This is a genomic window from Pseudactinotalea suaedae (genome assembly GCF_009733815.1).
GTDB lineage: Bacteria > Actinomycetota > Actinomycetes > Actinomycetales > Beutenbergiaceae > Pseudactinotalea > Pseudactinotalea suaedae.
Map to the genome: position 1 here is coordinate 165,036 of NZ_WNXY01000008.1, position 14,568 is coordinate 179,603.

General features: G+C 70.7%; 16 protein-coding genes. 9 read left to right on the top strand and 7 right to left on the bottom strand.

Going from position 1 to position 14,568, the window contains the following annotated elements; all coding sequences use genetic code 11:
• Window positions 1-65: 65 nt before the first annotated feature.
• The 3 genes from GPA04_RS14040 to GPA04_RS14050 all read right to left on the bottom strand — a co-directional run bounded on the left by GPA04_RS14040 (window position 66) and on the right by GPA04_RS14050 (window position 4,060).
• A complete protein-coding gene (locus tag GPA04_RS14040) occupies window positions 66-1,373 on the bottom strand; it encodes a M20 family metallo-hydrolase (protein WP_241680802.1) in 1,308 nt (435 codons plus the stop codon).
• Complete coding sequence (locus GPA04_RS14045; RefSeq protein WP_206674233.1) at window positions 1,363-2,379, bottom strand: dimethylarginine dimethylaminohydrolase family protein; 1,017 nt, start codon at window positions 2,377-2,379, stop codon at window positions 1,363-1,365. The genes GPA04_RS14040 and GPA04_RS14045 overlap by 11 nt, the downstream gene beginning before the upstream one ends.
• A 184-nt stretch (window positions 2,380-2,563) precedes the next feature.
• Window positions 2,564-4,060, bottom strand: coding sequence for a PucR family transcriptional regulator (locus tag GPA04_RS14050; protein ID WP_162458618.1), 1,497 nt, complete (start codon window positions 4,058-4,060; stop codon window positions 2,564-2,566).
• Between the two features lie 131 nt (window positions 4,061-4,191).
• On the opposite strand from GPA04_RS14050, the gene gabT reads away from it, so the two are divergent.
• The 5 genes from gabT (at window position 4,192) to GPA04_RS14075 (ending at window position 8,371) form a co-directional block, all read left to right on the top strand.
• On the top strand, window positions 4,192-5,538 hold the full coding sequence (gabT, locus tag GPA04_RS14055; RefSeq protein WP_156224811.1) for a 4-aminobutyrate--2-oxoglutarate transaminase: 1,347 nt from the start codon (window positions 4,192-4,194) through the stop codon (window positions 5,536-5,538).
• Window positions 5,539-5,569: 31 nt separating this feature from the next.
• Entirely contained in the window at window positions 5,570-7,024 is a 1,455-nt protein-coding gene (locus GPA04_RS14060; RefSeq protein WP_156224812.1) for an NAD-dependent succinate-semialdehyde dehydrogenase, read from the top strand.
• A 68-nt stretch (window positions 7,025-7,092) separates the two neighbouring features.
• Window positions 7,093-7,722 carry a DUF4203 domain-containing protein gene (locus GPA04_RS14065; RefSeq protein WP_156224813.1) on the top strand — a complete coding sequence of 210 codons (630 nt, stop codon included), beginning with the start codon at window positions 7,093-7,095 and terminating at the stop codon, window positions 7,720-7,722.
• 28 nt (window positions 7,723-7,750) lie between these two features.
• On the top strand, window positions 7,751-8,158 hold the full coding sequence (locus GPA04_RS14070) for a hypothetical protein (protein WP_156224814.1): 408 nt from the start codon (window positions 7,751-7,753) through the stop codon (window positions 8,156-8,158).
• 33 nt (window positions 8,159-8,191) lie between these two features.
• Window positions 8,192-8,371: a hypothetical protein gene (locus GPA04_RS14075; RefSeq protein ID WP_156224815.1), complete on the top strand. Its 180-nt coding sequence runs from the start codon at window positions 8,192-8,194 to the stop codon at window positions 8,369-8,371.
• Between the two features lie 41 nt (window positions 8,372-8,412).
• On the opposite strand, the gene GPA04_RS14080 is transcribed toward GPA04_RS14075, so the two are convergent.
• On the bottom strand, window positions 8,413-8,955 hold the full coding sequence (locus GPA04_RS14080; RefSeq protein WP_156224816.1) for a dihydrofolate reductase family protein: 543 nt from the start codon (window positions 8,953-8,955) through the stop codon (window positions 8,413-8,415).
• A gap of 104 nt (window positions 8,956-9,059) precedes the next feature.
• On the opposite strand from GPA04_RS14080, the gene GPA04_RS14085 reads away from it, so the two are divergent.
• The gene (locus GPA04_RS14085) at window positions 9,060-9,698 is read left to right on the top strand and encodes a TetR/AcrR family transcriptional regulator (protein ID WP_156224817.1); all 639 of its coding nucleotides are present in this window, start codon (window positions 9,060-9,062) and stop codon (window positions 9,696-9,698) included.
• Window positions 9,699-9,728: 30 nt separating this feature from the next.
• Here GPA04_RS14085 and GPA04_RS14090 read toward each other — a convergent pair whose 3' ends face one another.
• Window positions 9,729-10,112: a hypothetical protein gene (locus tag GPA04_RS14090; protein WP_156224818.1), complete on the bottom strand. Its 384-nt coding sequence runs from the start codon at window positions 10,110-10,112 to the stop codon at window positions 9,729-9,731.
• Window positions 10,113-10,318: 206 nt separating this feature from the next.
• Between GPA04_RS14090 and GPA04_RS14095 the strand changes: the two genes are divergently transcribed.
• Window positions 10,319-10,873, top strand: coding sequence for a hypothetical protein (locus tag GPA04_RS14095; RefSeq protein WP_156224819.1), 555 nt, complete (start codon window positions 10,319-10,321; stop codon window positions 10,871-10,873).
• A gap of 16 nt (window positions 10,874-10,889) precedes the next feature.
• Here GPA04_RS14095 and GPA04_RS14100 read toward each other — a convergent pair whose 3' ends face one another.
• On the bottom strand, window positions 10,890-12,014 hold the full coding sequence (locus GPA04_RS14100) for a PQQ-dependent sugar dehydrogenase (RefSeq protein ID WP_241680803.1): 1,125 nt from the start codon (window positions 12,012-12,014) through the stop codon (window positions 10,890-10,892).
• Window positions 12,015-12,074: 60 nt separating this feature from the next.
• Window positions 12,075-12,812 carry an SDR family oxidoreductase gene (locus tag GPA04_RS14105; protein ID WP_156224821.1) on the bottom strand — a complete coding sequence of 246 codons (738 nt, stop codon included), beginning with the start codon at window positions 12,810-12,812 and terminating at the stop codon, window positions 12,075-12,077.
• Between the two features lie 98 nt (window positions 12,813-12,910).
• Between GPA04_RS14105 and GPA04_RS14110 the strand changes: the two genes are divergently transcribed.
• Window positions 12,911-13,519 carry a TetR/AcrR family transcriptional regulator gene (locus tag GPA04_RS14110; RefSeq protein WP_156224822.1) on the top strand — a complete coding sequence of 203 codons (609 nt, stop codon included), beginning with the start codon at window positions 12,911-12,913 and terminating at the stop codon, window positions 13,517-13,519.
• A 31-nt stretch (window positions 13,520-13,550) separates the two neighbouring features.
• Window positions 13,551-14,507 (top strand): hypothetical protein, encoded by a 957-nt coding sequence (locus GPA04_RS14115; RefSeq protein WP_156224823.1) that lies wholly within the window; start codon window positions 13,551-13,553, stop codon window positions 14,505-14,507.
• Window positions 14,508-14,568: the final 61 nt, after the last annotated feature.

Consider the following 14,568-nt stretch of genomic DNA (forward strand, 5'->3'; position numbering starts at 1 on the left):
GTGCCTCCGACATGAACCATCGATGATACGAGGTTTCGCAGGGCGATACAACGAGACCGCTCGCGTCACTCCGTGTCAACTACGGCACCCTCGGCCATCGCCACGACCACCTCGGTGAGCAGCCGAAGGCCCGCGAGACAGTCCTCGTCGGACGTCAGCTCGCCCTCGTTGTGCGCGATGCCATCGACCGAGGGCACGAACAGCATCACGGTCGGTACGACGTCCTTCAAGTTGGTCGAGTCGTGCCCGGCGATCGTCTGCATGGGGATGCACGGCAGCCCGAGCCCCGCCGCGATGCTCTGTGTGAGCTCGACGCCGCTGGACTGGTAAGGCTGCTGGTCCCACTGATGGGTCGTCCGTACGCTCACCTCGACGGCCGTGGTGCGCTCGACCTCGCGCACCTGCGCGAGGAAGCGCCCTTCGGCCTCGCGGAGCAGCGCCGCCGAGGGGCTGCGCAGGTCCAGGTTCATCCGGACCTCGCGGGCGACGACGACGGGCGAGTTGGGTAGCACGGTGAGCTCGGAGACGCTGGTGTGCAGCGCCGGCGGCCCTGCATACGCGTCGGCCAGCTCGCGCGCCGCGACGATCAGCCGCGCAGCACCGGCCAGGGCGTCCCGCCGGTCGGACATGGCGGTCGACCCGGTGTGGGACTGCTCGCCCTGCACGACGACCTGATACTTGTGCGCAGCCCAGGTCGACTCGACGGCGCCGATCGTGATGCCGGCATCCTCCAGGATGCGGCCCTGCTCGACGTGGATCTCGGCATAGCCCACCAGGGATGGCGCCGCGTCGCTGCCGCGATAGCCGGTCTGTCGGAGCGCCTGCTCGACGGTGGCGCCGGCTCGGTCGGCCGTCGCCAGGGCAGATTCCACGCTGGCCTTGTGCGTGAAGACACCTGAACCCATCATGCTCGGCGCGAACCGCGCGCCCTCCTCGTTGAACCAGTCGACCACGGCGAGGTTGTACCGGGGGGTGACGTCACCACCATCCAGCGCGTGGCGCCGGATGCGGTCGACCGCGTGAGCCGCGGCAAGGACGCCGTACGCCCCGTCGTAGCGACCGCCCAGGGGCTGGCTGTCCAGGTGGGACCCGACGGCGACATAGGGAGCGCCCGGCACGAGCTCGACCAGCCCGAAGACGTTGCCGATCTCGTCGACGACGACCGAGAAGTCGCGCTCACGCATCCAGGCCACGAGCCAGTCCCGCACCGCGCCGTCCTCGGCAGATCCGGCCAGACGCTCAACCCCGCCTCCAGGGGTGGCTCCGAAGGTCGACACCGCGGCGAAGTCGTCGAGGTAGCGGGCGTCGTCCTCCTCGTTGGTGGGAACCCGCGCACCGCGTTCCCCTGTTGTGGTCGACACCTCACCAGTCACGCTGGAGCTCCATCGTCGAGCAGTGGATCCCGCCGCCGTTCTTGTTCATCTCGCGGTACTCCACGGGCACGATCTCGACGCCGTGCTTGGTGCTGAGCAGCTCCGCGGTGCGCGGCAGGTGCGCTGGGAACAGGACCCGTCGGCGGTCCAGGGTGAGCAGGTTGCACGCCCAGTCCTCTTCCGGCGCGACCTCGACCGTCTCGATCCCCAGCTCGCCGAGCTCGACGAGCAGGTCGTACGGAGCGATGCGGCTGTTCACGACAGCGAGGTCGTCGTCGATCATCGCCATGCACAGGTCGAGGTGGATCTGGTACCCAGGCATCTGGAACCGCTTGACCTCGATGCCCTGCTCCAGCAGGATCGCGGCGAGCTGGCGGTGCCCTTCAGCGTTGCAGCGGACGGAGGTCCCGAAAAAGGCCAGGTGCGGCCGCACCTTGACGAAGGATCCGCCCTCCACGAGACCCAGCCCGGTGATGGTGGCCAGCACCGGCATGCCGGCGGCGGCGACGGTCTGCGTGATCGATTGCTCCTCTCCGCGGCGCATCCGGGCAGCGAGTCGGCCGATGACCGCGCCTCCCGGGACCGTGATCAAGGGGTCCCGGGTGAAGACAGCCTTGGAGTGATCAGGCAGCTGCGGTGCCATCACCACCTCGACGTCCTCGGCGCGCAGGGTCGCGACGAGCTGGTCGAACTGCTCGTTCAGCAGGTTCAGGTCGGGGAGCGCGTGCCCGGCCCAGTACCAGCGACGATCGGGGTCGAGGTAGGCACCCAGCTCGGGGCTCCATGCGGCTTCGCCCAGCTCGGCCACCTGCTCGAGGATCGTGCTCGGGCGGCGCAGCATGGCGACACGCAGCCGGCCGACCTCGTCCTGAGCCCCCCACCGACGGCCCCACCCGCTCTCGAGCTCGGATGCGGAGAGGAACGCCGGATCGGGCTCCGGGCCGAGCAGCTGATGGAACCGGCCCTCGGACATGTCGAGCGTCGGATCGGCCGACGATTCACTCACCTTGCTCACGATTCTCTCCCCTGACGACCACGACCATGAAACATGTGAATACTAACGGACAACACAATGCGCGCGCCTCACGCGGGTGTTTCAAGTATGTGAACAAGCGCTACCGGTTGCACCGCGCCGTTGCCTGGGTCACGGGCGCACCGACCGGTCTGCTCCCGGACCTCGCCCGCAGTCGCTACGGTGACGCCTCACCGGTTGCGCCCGCGACCGCCAGCGCCCAGGTGAGCTCCGCGCGGGCGACTGCGCTGCTCAGGTCCCTGTCGAGCGCGCGCCCCGCTTCCTCGACCAGGTTTCGCAGTGTGTGCCGATGCATGCCCAACGCTCGAGCCGCCGGCTCCCATTGCGTCCCGTTGTCCAGCCACGCCCTGAGCGCCGGAAGCAGCTCGTCGCGACGATCTCCCAGCCGATCCAGGAATCCCTCGGCGATGGCACCGTGCTGCCCCAACACGGTCAGGTGCGACCACGGACTGTCCGCGAGGTCGTCGAACACGGCGACGGCACCAGCGCGAGCGGAGTCGGCTGCCGCAGCTGCCTCCCGGAACGCGAGGGCCAGGTCCGCCAGCGGGTGCGGACCGGAGATCCCCGCTCGTGCCGCAGGCGGCATCACCGCGCGAACATGATCGACCGCGCGGGCCGCACCCTCGATCACGAGCAGGCTGTCGGCCGCGGTGCGACGCAGCTCCGTGACGCCCGGCGGCAGCACGCTGGGGAGTGGCTGCGCGGCCCCCCTGATGCAGACGACCAGATACCGCTCGTCGCCGACCTCGCCGTCGAGAGCGCTCAACACGTCCTCTGCGGCACCGATGGCACCGCCGAGCGCGAGCTCGAAGGCAGCCTGGCGGGCCGTCGCCATCGCGACCCACACACGGTCCGCGGTACTGACGGCGAGACTCGCCAGGCCTGCTGCTGTTGCCATCACGGCTCGATGAGCAGCGTCCGGCTCTGGCCCGGGGCTGCAGGCCAGCACACCGGACATCGCACCGAGGGCACCGACGGTGTACAGATGTGCGGCGCCCTGCGGACCCTCGACCGCCGCCGTGGCGGCGCGCCCCTGCGCCAGCAGTGATCGCGCCTGGGCGAGAACGGGCGCCCATGCACTCGACGGTTCGCTCCGCCGTCCATCCGCCGCCCAGCTTCGTACGCGACGAGCGGTCACGAGCGCGACGGGACCGGACAACAGCCGAGCGCATGCGCCCAGCACCTCGTCGAGGCCGTCGCGGCGGTGCGCGCTCCGGGTCAGCTCAGCGATCGCACGCTGGGTCCAGGCGACCCGCTCGGCCCGCGCCGCCTCCGACGCTCGCGCCACATGGGTGGCGACCGCCAGAAAGGGCACCTCGAAGGGCACCTCGAACAACGGCAGCTGTTGGTCCCTGCACGAACGGACCAGCGTGGCAGGGGTGCGTTCGTGAACCACTCCGAGACCGAAGCCGAGTGCGGACACGCCACCACGCACGAGCTCGCTGACGTAGCGCGTCACGAGCTCGGCGTCGCTCCCGTCAGCGAGCTGTTGCCCCGTCGTCAGAACCACTGTCGCCGGCGGGAGGAATCGGGCCGGATCGATCAGATCGGTGCTGTGGACCCATGCGAACGGTCCGGAGTCGCGCGGCGCGACGGCCGTGCGGAGGCGCAGAGCCGGGGCAGCGAGCAGCTCGGCGAGTGTCACCGTGGCCATGGCGTCACCTTCCGGGCGGCAGCAGCTGGGTTGCCACGCTGGCAGGAGACAGATCGCATGGCGCCATAGTGGCATCCGCGGGGCAGGATGATCGCTCCTAGCGTGAGGCAACCGCTCGACCAGGAGGCCTCATGAGAAGCACCGTTTCGCCGAACCGGATCGCTACGCACGAGCAGGCGCGGCGACTCCTCACCGAGCTCCCGGGTCCGCGGTCGCGCGCGCTTGCTGCGCGCCGGGCCGCTGCGGTCGCCAGCGGTGTGGCGTCGGTGATGCCCGTCTTCGCTGCCGAGGCCTCCGGTGGTGTGGTGGTCGACGTCGACGGCAACTCCCTGATCGACCTCGGCGCGGGCATCGCGGTGACCACGATCGGCAACGCGGACCCAGAGATCGTCAGCGCCGTCACCGCTCAGGCCGAGCGCTTCACCCACACCTGCTTCACGGTCGCGCCCTACGAGGGGTACGTCGAGGTCGCTGAAGCCCTCAACCGGGTGACGCCCGGCAGCCACAGCAAGCGGACGGCGTTGTTCAGCTCCGGTGCCGAAGCTGTCGAGAACGCGGTGAAGGTGGCGCGCGCGGCGACCGGGCGCAGCGCCGTCGTGGTCTTCGATCACGCCTTCCACGGCCGGACCACCCTGACGATGTCCATGACCGCCAAGGAGATGCCGTACAAGCACGGGTTCGGCCCGTTCGCCCCCGAGATCTACCGCGTCCCCGGCTCGTACCCGTACCGGGACGGACTGAGCGCTGCCCAGGCGCTGGACCGCACGATCGAGGCGATACGCCGACAGGTCGACATCGGCGACGTGGCGGCCGTCGTCGTCGAACCGATCCAGGGCGAGGGCGGTTTCATCGTCCCCGCCGTCGGCTATCTGAGCGGCCTCGCCGACTGGTGTGCCGAGCACGGTGTGCTCCTGGTCGCCGACGAGATCCAGACCGGCTTCGCCCGGACCGGCGATGCCTTCGCCTGTGATGCCGAAGGGGTCGTGCCCGACCTTCTCACCACCGCGAAGGGAATCGCGGGCGGGCTGCCCCTCTCAGCGGTGACCGGGCGGGAGGAGGTCATGAACGCAACGGTGGAGGGCGGCCTCGGCGGGACGTACGCCGGCAACCCGCTCAGCTGTGCGGCGGCACTGGTGACGATCGACCGACTCACCTCGGCGAGCATGCTGGAGAGGGCACGCGCGATCGAGGCGACCGTGCGCCCGATGTTGGAGCGTGCAGCCGCGACCGATGCGCGGATCGGTGACATCCGCGGCCGCGGCGCCATGCTCGCCGTCGAGATCGTGGACGGCGAGGGAGACCCCGACGCGGCTGCTGCGAAAGAGATCGCAGCGAGGATGCACCGTCAAGGAGTCATCACCCTGACATGCGGCAGCGACGGCAATGTCATCCGGCTGCTGCCCCCCTTGACCATCCCCACCGACCTGCTCGTCGAGGGCGTCGAGGTCCTCATCGACGCGCTCGCGCAGGTGGCGTGAGATGACGGCGCCGCACGGATCTGGTGATCCGATGCCTGTCCTCACCACACCAACGCAGCTGTTCCTCGACGGTCGATGGTGTGATGCCGCCGGCAGCGAGACGTTCGCTGTGGTGAACCCGGCCACGGGTGCCGGACTGGTGCGGGTCGCTGATGCGGTAGAGGCCGACGCCACGGCTGCCGTGGCCGCCGCGGCTGCCGCCCAACCGGGCTGGGCCGGGCGGACGCCACGGGAACGTGCGGCAGTGCTGCACCGGGCGCACGCCCTGGTCATCGATGCGACCGAGGAGCTCGCTCGCCTGATCACCGCGGAGTCGGGCAAGCCGCTGACCGACGCCCGCTCGGAGGTCGCCTACGGTGCCGAGTTCCTCCGCTGGTTCGGTGAGGAGGCTGTGCGGGTCGGTGGCCGGTACGGGCCTAGTCCGGACGGGCGCGGGCAGATGATCGTCACCCGCGCACCCGTGGGCGTCAGCTACCTGGTGACGCCGTGGAACTTCCCGCTCGCGATGGCCACTCGCAAGATCGCACCGGCACTCGCTGCCGGCTGCACCTGTGTGATCAAGCCCGCCGCCGCCACACCGCTGACCACCCTGGCGCTCGCGGCGATCCTGCACGAGGCCGGTGCGCCGCATGGCGTTGTGAACGCCGTCCCGTCTTCCCGCGCGGCCGCGATCTCTCGGACCGTGCTCGCAGACGAGCGCGTGGCCAAGCTGTCCTTCACCGGATCGACCGAGGTGGGCCGGGTCCTGCTTCGTGAGTCGGCTCAACAGGTGCAGCGCACGTCGATGGAGCTCGGTGGCAACGCCCCGTTCATCGTGTTCGAAGATGCTGACATCAGGTCGGCGGTCGCCGGGGCGATGGTGGCGAAGTTCCGGAACAGCGGCCAGGCCTGCACGGCAGCGAACCGGTTCCTCGTCCACCGCGACGTCGCCGAGGAGTTCACGGCAGCTCTGGTTGCCGAGGTCGAGCGGCTGCGCGTCGGGCCTGGCGACCAGGAGGGCGTCGATGTGGGGCCGCTGATCAGTCCCGCCGCCGTCGACCGTGTCGCTGCACTCGTCGACGATGCACTGGCGCATGGAGCCACGCTGCGGACCTCGCGCGCCTTGCCCAAGAACCTGCCCGCGACGGGCAGCTACCTCGCACCCACCGTCCTGTCGAACGTGGCACCGCAGTCGCGGATCGTGGGAGAGGAGATCTTCGGTCCCGTCGTCACGATCATGACGTTCTCCGACGAGGAGGAAGCTGTCACGCTGGCCAATGACACCGAGTACGGACTGGTCTCGTACGTCTACACGCGGGACCTTGCCCGGGGACACAGGCTGCTCACCTCTCTGGAGAGCGGAATGACCGGTGTGAACATCGGCATGGTCTCTGACCCTGCGGCACCGTTCGGCGGCGTCAAGCAGTCAGGTCTGGGCCGCGAGGGTGGCCACGAAGGCCTCGAGGAGTACCAGAGCGTTCGCTACGCCGTCATCGGCGCTGGCTGAGACGAAGAGCCCACGACCGACCGGGGATAGGTCGTACGGTTGCCGTCACGAGGCGACGGGAGGCACCCATGGGCGAGGCAACGGTGATCGGAGTCGTCGGCATCCTCGTGGGGCTGCTGGTGTCCCTGCGCGGGTATGTCGCGCTGCGGGTCATCATCACGCTGCTCGGCGCGTGGTTCGGCTTCTTCCTCGGAGCCGGGATCGTCGCGAACCTCACCGGCGAGGGACTGCTGGCAGGCCCGCTCGGGTGGGTCGGCGCGATCGCGGGCGCCGTCGTGATCGGTGCGCTCGCCTACGCCTTCTACCAAGCGGCCGTGGTGATCGGGATGGCGGCACTCGGGTTCAGCGTCGCGACGGGCGTGATGACGGCGATCGGGGTCGACAACGCGGTCGTGATCTGGGTCGTCGGCGCCGTGGTCGCGGTGCTGCTGGCCGTGCTCGCGCTTGTCGCCGACCTCCCTGCCGGCATCCTGATCGTGCTCACGGCCCTCGCCGGCGCGAACATCGCCGTGATGGGTCTGCTGCTGCTCCTGGACCTCATCACCCTCGCCGAGCTCGAGGCAGGGCAGGCGCCCGACGGCGTCCCCGCCTGGGCGGGCATCGTCGCCCTGGCCCTCGCGGTCGTGGGCATGATCGTCCAGTTCCGCGGGGTCGCCCGGGATCGCCGGATGCGGGCGACATGGGCGGGGAGGGCGTGACCGTCGGTCCCGCCGAGGTGCGAGGCCGATGAACGACGGCCGCTCCAGCCCTCCCGAGCTCGTCATCCGGCCGACCACACCGCGGTGGCACTGGTGGCTCGTGGCGGGTGTGCTGGTGCTCCTCCTGGTGTTCCATGTCGTCGAGGGAGTAGAGCTCGTGCACGAGGGCCTCCGGGTCGGGTCGGTCTTGGCTTACCTCGTGTGGGTGGTGATGACGGCCTTGGTCGCCATCTACCTCGTGGGAAGCGAACCGCTCCAGGTGCGGATCTCCTCGGAGGGCATGACCTGGCGAGGGCTGGGGTGGGTCCGCACCCGAGCGTGGTCGGACCTCGCTCAGGTGGGGAGGTACCGGCACGACCTCGGGGCGGGAGGCCACTGGATCGCAGCCCACCTCGGACCTGAGGCGCCCCGTACGCCGACCTGGGCCTTCCCGTGACGGCTGGTCAGCACCGCGGTCGAGAGAAACGACGTGGTCACCGGGCTCGTGCGGCTGACGTCACCGGCCTGGTGGCCCGGATGGCACGGGCGGCGCAAGGCGGCGACGCCGCGGCCGGCGTGGAACGTGCCAGACCAGCAGATCGTCGACGCCGTCAGGGCGTACGCCGGGGACCGCTGGGGCGACGAGCTCGGCCCAGCCGAGCGACCATGAACGTGGGTTTGAGGTACGGATCCCCTGGTGAGCGCTGATGCTCAGCGGAGGACGCGGTAACGAAGGTGGGTCTCGCTCGCGAAGGCCGATGTCTCCAAGCGTTCCAGCTCGATGCGCTGCCCCAGTCCGGCGAACAGCGAGATGCCCTCACCGAGCAGGACTGGCGCGACGTCGAGGTGGAGCTCGTCGACGAGTCCGAGCCGGAGGCACTGGCGCGCGATGCTCCCGCCGAGCAGACTGACCCACTTGTCGCCCGCCGCCTGCTTGGCGGACTCGACCGCACGCGCGATGTCGTCGACCACGAAGGTGTACGTGACGCCGTCCCGCTCGATCGGCTCGTGATCGGTGCGCGTCATGAGGTACACGGGCACCTTGAGCATTCCGCCGTAGGGAATCTCGCCGTCCTCGATGGTCTGTGTCGTGTTCGCTCCCCCGACGACGGCGCCGATGTGCGCGACGACCTTCTCGACGACGGCGTCGTCCTCGGGAGCGGACGGTCGGCCGAACATCCACTCGACCCCGCCGTCCGGATCAGCGATGAACCCGTCGACAGTCACGGTCGCGTGGACGATCACTCGAGCCATGATCTGCTCCTTGTCGGTAGAAGGTGAGTCGCTCGACTCACCTTCGACACTACCGAGCCGTCACGAGGTGAGTCAAGAAACTCACCTCGTGGGATGCTGTGCGAGTGACACGCCAGCTCTCCTCGTACCACCGTGAGGTGGCCGCGACGAACCGCGCAGCGATCCTCGACGCGGCTGTGCGCCTGTTCCTCGAGTCCGGGTACGACCGCACATCGCTGGCACGCGTCGCCGAGGGCGCGGGGGTCTCCAAGGCGACGCTGTTCAAGCAGTTCCCGACGAAGGCCGAGCTGTTCGAGGCGACGGTGCTCACGGCCGGCGGGTCGCCCGACGGCGAGGTCGTCGACCCTCCGACGGGGGACTTCTACGCGGGCTTGGTGGGGTTGGGTCGCGCGTATGCGGAGCTCCTGACCCGCCCCCGCATGATCGCCCTGATGCGGGTGGTGATCGCCGAGTCGCCGAGGTTCCCGGAGCTGCGTGAGCGCACCTTCGACTTCGGCACGCTGCCCGTGCTCGCGGCCCTCGGCCGCTATCTCCGAGCGGCGCACGCGGCGGGAACCGCCGACGTCGAGGACCCCGATGTCGCGTCGGCCCAGCTTCTCGGCATGATCGCGTCCGCGATCTTCTGGCCGCGCCTCGTGCACGGCACATGGACCATCACCGACGACGAGCAGCGCCGCGCCGTCGACGAAGCCGCCCTCACGATCGCCGCACGCTGTGCCGGGCCCGCGGGTTCGACTCGTTGAGGCGATGGCCTGGCCCGCGCGCCCGGCGCGTCAGGCAGCCGTCGAGCTCGTGCGCGCCTTGCGCGCCTGCACGAACGAGCGGATGCCGAAGGCCAGGTAGACGACCAGCGCCACGAACATGGTGAGGCTGACCACGATGGCGGCCGGGCGCTCCGCCGAGCCGTCGATGAGCGAGCCGATCTTCGCGACGTTCATCAGCGAGCCGAGGGCGCCGAGCAACGCGACCACCATCGCCACGTGCATCGCGTGCCGGCGCACGTTCTCCCCGCGTCGGGCGATCAGCCCGATGATCAGCAGCAGCACCCCGATGAACGCCGGGATCAGCGCCGTGACGCTGCTCATCGAGGTGGCGAACCACGCGATGACACCGGTAGCCGTGAGCAGGCTCCCGATCGAGAGCGTGAGGGCGACCATGGTGGTCCTTCCGAGAGACGACAGACCTGACGGTCATCCTTCCGCACTGCGGTCTCCGCCACCCGCGACCAAGATCCCGGGTGGCGGAGAGACAGAGAAGGGCGCCCGGTAGGGCTGCATGTGCTGAATCTTGGCACGCCCAGAGCCCGCCGTTCGTGGTCACACCCCTGTCCTGTGGACCGAGGTGAGGATGCGACGCTAGAGACATGACGGATGGTGCGACGGACGAGCGTTGGGTCAAGCCCACCGAGGCGACGAGCGAGTGGGCGGCCGCGGCGGCCGAGGTCCTCACCGAGACCGCGAGCAACTACCTGGGCGTCATCACCTACGCCGACCTCGCCGAGCAGGTGCAGGCGCTCACGGGCCTACGGACCCGCGCTCCGTACCGGAGCTGGATCGGGAGCGTGCTCGCCGCCGTCGTGGCCCAGTGCCGCGCGGACGGGCTGCCACCGCTGACGTCCCTGGTCGTCTACCGGGCCGACAGCGACATCGCCGTCGAGGAGGGCACGGCGCTGGCGCGCTTCGCCTGCTACCGCCGGTTCGCCGCCGACGTCCCGGCCGCTGCCGTCGCGGAAGCCGACGCCCTCGCCCGCTCCAAGCAGGAGACCGCCGCCGAGTCCCGCGAGCGCGCCCCCCGGCGGCCCCGCGCCGCCCGCGCCCCTCGCGAGCAGAAGCCGAAGCCGGCCGAGGAGGCACCCAAGATCTGCCCCACCTGCTTCATGCAGCTCCCCGCCTCCGGCATCTGCGACAACTGCGACTGACGTCGCCCGGCGCCGCTTAAGCGCCGGGCTCGAGCACCTCGACACGCAGGATCCGGTCGTCACCCGGCCGGGGATCGGTCCCGCCCCACGTGGCCCGATCGGTGTTCGAGGTCAGCAGCCAGAGCGCGCCGTCGGGCGCGACCTCGACCGTGCGGATTCGGCCGTGCTCGCCCACGAGATGGGCGAGCGGATCCGCGGAGGCGGCTCCGCCGTCGACCGGGAGCTGCCAGAGCCGTTGCCCGCCCAGGGCGCCGATCCACAGCGACCCAGCCGCGTACGCGACCCCAGAGGGGCTCGCCTCGTCCGGGTGCAGGGTCGCGATCGGTGGCGTGCCGGTGTCGCCGGCGATGCCCTCGGTCGCGGGCCAGCCGTAGTCGGCACCCGGTCGTAGCACGTTGACCTCGTCCCACGTGCGGTGCCCGAGCTCCGAGGCGTACACGGTGCCGTCGGGACCGAACGCGATGCCCTGCACGTTGCGGTGCCCGCTGGAGTAGATCGGCGAGCCCGAGGGGTTGTCCTCCGGGACCGATCCGTCGGTCGCGATCCGCAGGATCTTGCCGTTGAAGGAGTCGGTGGCCGCGGCGTTCTCGGGCTCGAAGGCGTCACCCGTCCCGATCCAGAGATGCCCATCAGGCCCGACGGCGATCCTTCCGCCGTGATGCCGGTCCGCCGTCTCGATGCCCTCGAGCAGGACGCGGTCGACCTCGAGGGCCTCGTAGCCCTCGCCGATGGTCAGCGCCACCACCCGGTTCTCGTCAACGCCGGACACGTAGGCGTAGACGGTGCGGTCCTGCTCGAACTCCGGCGACGCGACGATGCCCAGCAGGCCGCCCTCGGAGCTGACGTCGACGCCGGGCACCACGCCGACGGTCTGCGCCGCACCGCCGTCGGGTCCGACCCGGAGGATCTCCCCGCTCAGGCGCTCGGAGACCAACGCCGACCCGTCCGGCAGGAAGGTGAGCCCCCACGGCGCCTCCAGCCCCGTCGTCAGCTCGGTCACCTCGCCGAGGGTGGCGATCTGGCCGGGACCGGCCGACTCGACCGGTCCCGGCGCCGTCGAAGCGGTGGTGGTCTCGGCGTCGCCGTCCGACGGCGTGCTGCACCCGGTGAGCAGGACCAGCGCGGCGGCAACGGCGGCCACCCGAACCGGGCGGCGGTGCCCGCTACGTGAGGACGCTCGGCGGCGGTGGCTGCCCATGGCTCACGCCGCCCCGCCGTTGACGAAGATCGTCTGCCCGTTGACCCAGCGGCCTGGCCCGGCGAGGAACGCCACGGTCTCGGCGATCTCCTCCGGGCTGCCGAGGCGCTCCATCGGGTTGTTCCCGGCGATCCGGGCGACCAGCTCCTCGGACTTGCCCTCGAGGAAGAGCGGTGTCGCGGTCGGGCCGGGCGCGACGGCGTTGACCGTGATGCCCTTGCCACGCAGCTCGCGGGCCAGGATCAGCGACATCGCCTCGACAGCGCCCTTCGACGCCGCATAGGCGCCATAACCGGGCTGCTGCAGCCGCGTGATCGAGGTGGAGAAGTTGATGATCGCACCACCGGGGCGCAGCCGCTGGGCCGCGAGCTTGTCGACCACGAAGGTGCCGCGGACGTTGACCCGCTGCACGCGGTCGAAGACCTCCAGGTCGAGCTCCGCGATCGGCGACAGCGGCATGATGCCCGCGGTGTGCACGAGCACGTCGACGCCGCCGTACTCCTGCTCGGCGGCGTCGAACAGCGCCGTGGCGGCCTCCTCGTCGGCGATGTCGCCGCCCACCGCCAGGGCTTTGCCGCCGGCGGCCACGATGTCGGCGACCGTGGTGTCGGCGCGGTCGCGGTTGCCATGGAAGTGGACGACGACGCTCATGCCCTCCCGCGCGAGCCGCAGCGCGCTCGCTCGGCCGATCCCGCCGGATCCACCGGTCACGATGGCGACCCGGTCCTGGGTGCTGGTCATGGTTGATCCCTCCGCTACGATATGAACTTGTCGTACATTAATCTGCTAGACGGAAATGTACAAGACGTTCACATGAGCATTCTGAGATCGAGGCATCGATGACCCAGCACGTCAGCACGCCGCGGCCCGGTCGCGGCCGCCGACCCGCTGCCGAGGTCCGCGCGAGCGTGCTCGCCGCAGCCGGGCGCCTGCTGCTCGAGGACGGCCTGCCGGCCGTGACCTTCGAGCGCGTCGCCAAGGAGGCCGGCTCGAGCAAGGTGACGCTGTACAAGTGGTGGCCCTCGCCCGGCGCGCTCGCGGCCGAGGCGTACTTCACCCGCAGCGCGCCGCTCCTGCAGTTCCCCGACACCGGCGACATCCGGGCCGACCTCACCTCGCAGCTGACCGCGTTCGTGCGCTGGCTGGTGCGCGACGGTGCCGCCAAGCCGGTCGCCGAGCTGCTGGGCGCCGCCCAGACCGACCCGGACGTGGCGCAGGCCTGGGCCGAGCAGTACGCCCGCCCCCGGCGCGAGCTGGCCCGCACCCGACTGGAGCGCGCCCGCAGCCAGGGTCAGCTGCGTGCGGACGCCGATCTCGACGTCGTGGTCGACCAGCTCTGGGGTGCCTGCTACCACCGGCTGCTGGTGCTCCGGGTGCCGTTCGACGAGGAGCTCGTGCCCCGGCTCGTCGAGCACGCGCTGCACGGGGCGGCGAGCCCCACCGGCTGACGGCCCGACGGCGACCGCTAGCCTCGCCCGGGTGAGCACCGACGCCGCACCCGCCCTGCCCGTGCCCGACGGGCCGTTCCTGCGCCCCGCCGACGAGATCCCCGCCGAGCCGCGCTGGGGTCACGTCGACGGCCTGCAGGTCGGCCTCCATCCGCTCCCCGGCCCACGCGGGCTGCTGCGGATCTACACGCCCTACCTCGACCAGCCGCGCGAGCGGATGATGAACTTCATCGCCGTCGAGCCGATCCCCGCGGGCGAGACGCGCCGCGGGTTCTCCGAGCTCGAACCCTCCGCGCTCGACGACGCGCGGGGCAAACGCTTCTGGTCGGCCGATGACCCCACGGACGCCACCCCGCGGCCGGCCACCGAGCCCGCCCGCGGCACGATCGAGATGGTCGACGGCGTCGCTCACCAGATCGTGTTCGTGCTCGTCGAGCGTTTCGACAACGGCGCCGACGTCTTCCTGCACCTGAGGTTCCGCGCCGACCGCCCGCACGAGGTCGCGATCGGGTCCTACGCGCGCGAGGGCTCCGTGCCGCTGGAGCACCTGGTGATCACCGCGACCATGGGCAACTACCCGCGGCTGCGCGAGCTCCAGCTGGCGGATCGGGTGGTCACACCCGCCGAGCTGTGGCCGGACTTCACCGGCCATGCTTTCGCGCCCCACGCGCGTTTCGGCCTGGGCGAGCTGACCCGGGACGCGAGCGGCGCCGTCGTCCTGGCCGCCGCCCCCGACGAGGCCGACCCGGTCGGCGTCACCTACGCCGAGGACGTCTATCCCGGCTGGCACTTCGAGGGCCGCCGCGCTCGCCAGTACTGGCGCGCGGCCGACCCCCACCCCGCGATCGAAGGTCTCGTCAACGCCCGCGCCTCCTACTGGGCGAGCGAGTCACAGATCCCCGGCGGTGCGGCCTACGAGAACGTCGAGCTCCTCGAGCCGTTCCGGCAGGGGCGCGAGCTCGTCTTCGGCGTCGAGCCGTTGGACTGAACCCCGACGCCGGGTCCGACGCCACCCTCACCACCCCACGACGACGCTTGCGTCATACGTC

What these genes read in the sequence shown, in the direction of transcription:
- GPA04_RS14050 (WP_162458618.1), bottom strand. Translation starts at nt 4,060, where the DNA reads ATGGCCACGGTGACACTCGCCGAGCTGCTCGCTGCCCCGGCTCTGCGC.
- gabT (WP_156224811.1), top strand. Translation starts at nt 4,192, where the DNA reads ATGAGAAGCACCGTTTCGCCGAACCGGATCGCTACGCACGAGCAGGCG.
- GPA04_RS14060 (WP_156224812.1), top strand. Translation starts at nt 5,570, where the DNA reads ATGCCTGTCCTCACCACACCAACGCAGCTGTTCCTCGACGGTCGATGG.
- GPA04_RS14065 (WP_156224813.1), top strand. Translation starts at nt 7,093, where the DNA reads ATGGGCGAGGCAACGGTGATCGGAGTCGTCGGCATCCTCGTGGGGCTG.
- GPA04_RS14070 (WP_156224814.1), top strand. Translation starts at nt 7,751, where the DNA reads ATGAACGACGGCCGCTCCAGCCCTCCCGAGCTCGTCATCCGGCCGACC.
- GPA04_RS14080 (WP_156224816.1), bottom strand. Translation starts at nt 8,955, where the DNA reads ATGGCTCGAGTGATCGTCCACGCGACCGTGACTGTCGACGGGTTCATC.
- GPA04_RS14090 (WP_156224818.1), bottom strand. Translation starts at nt 10,112, where the DNA reads ATGGTCGCCCTCACGCTCTCGATCGGGAGCCTGCTCACGGCTACCGGT.
- GPA04_RS14095 (WP_156224819.1), top strand. Translation starts at nt 10,319, where the DNA reads ATGACGGATGGTGCGACGGACGAGCGTTGGGTCAAGCCCACCGAGGCG.
- GPA04_RS14105 (WP_156224821.1), bottom strand. Translation starts at nt 12,812, where the DNA reads ATGACCAGCACCCAGGACCGGGTCGCCATCGTGACCGGTGGATCCGGC.
- GPA04_RS14110 (WP_156224822.1), top strand. Translation starts at nt 12,911, where the DNA reads ATGACCCAGCACGTCAGCACGCCGCGGCCCGGTCGCGGCCGCCGACCC.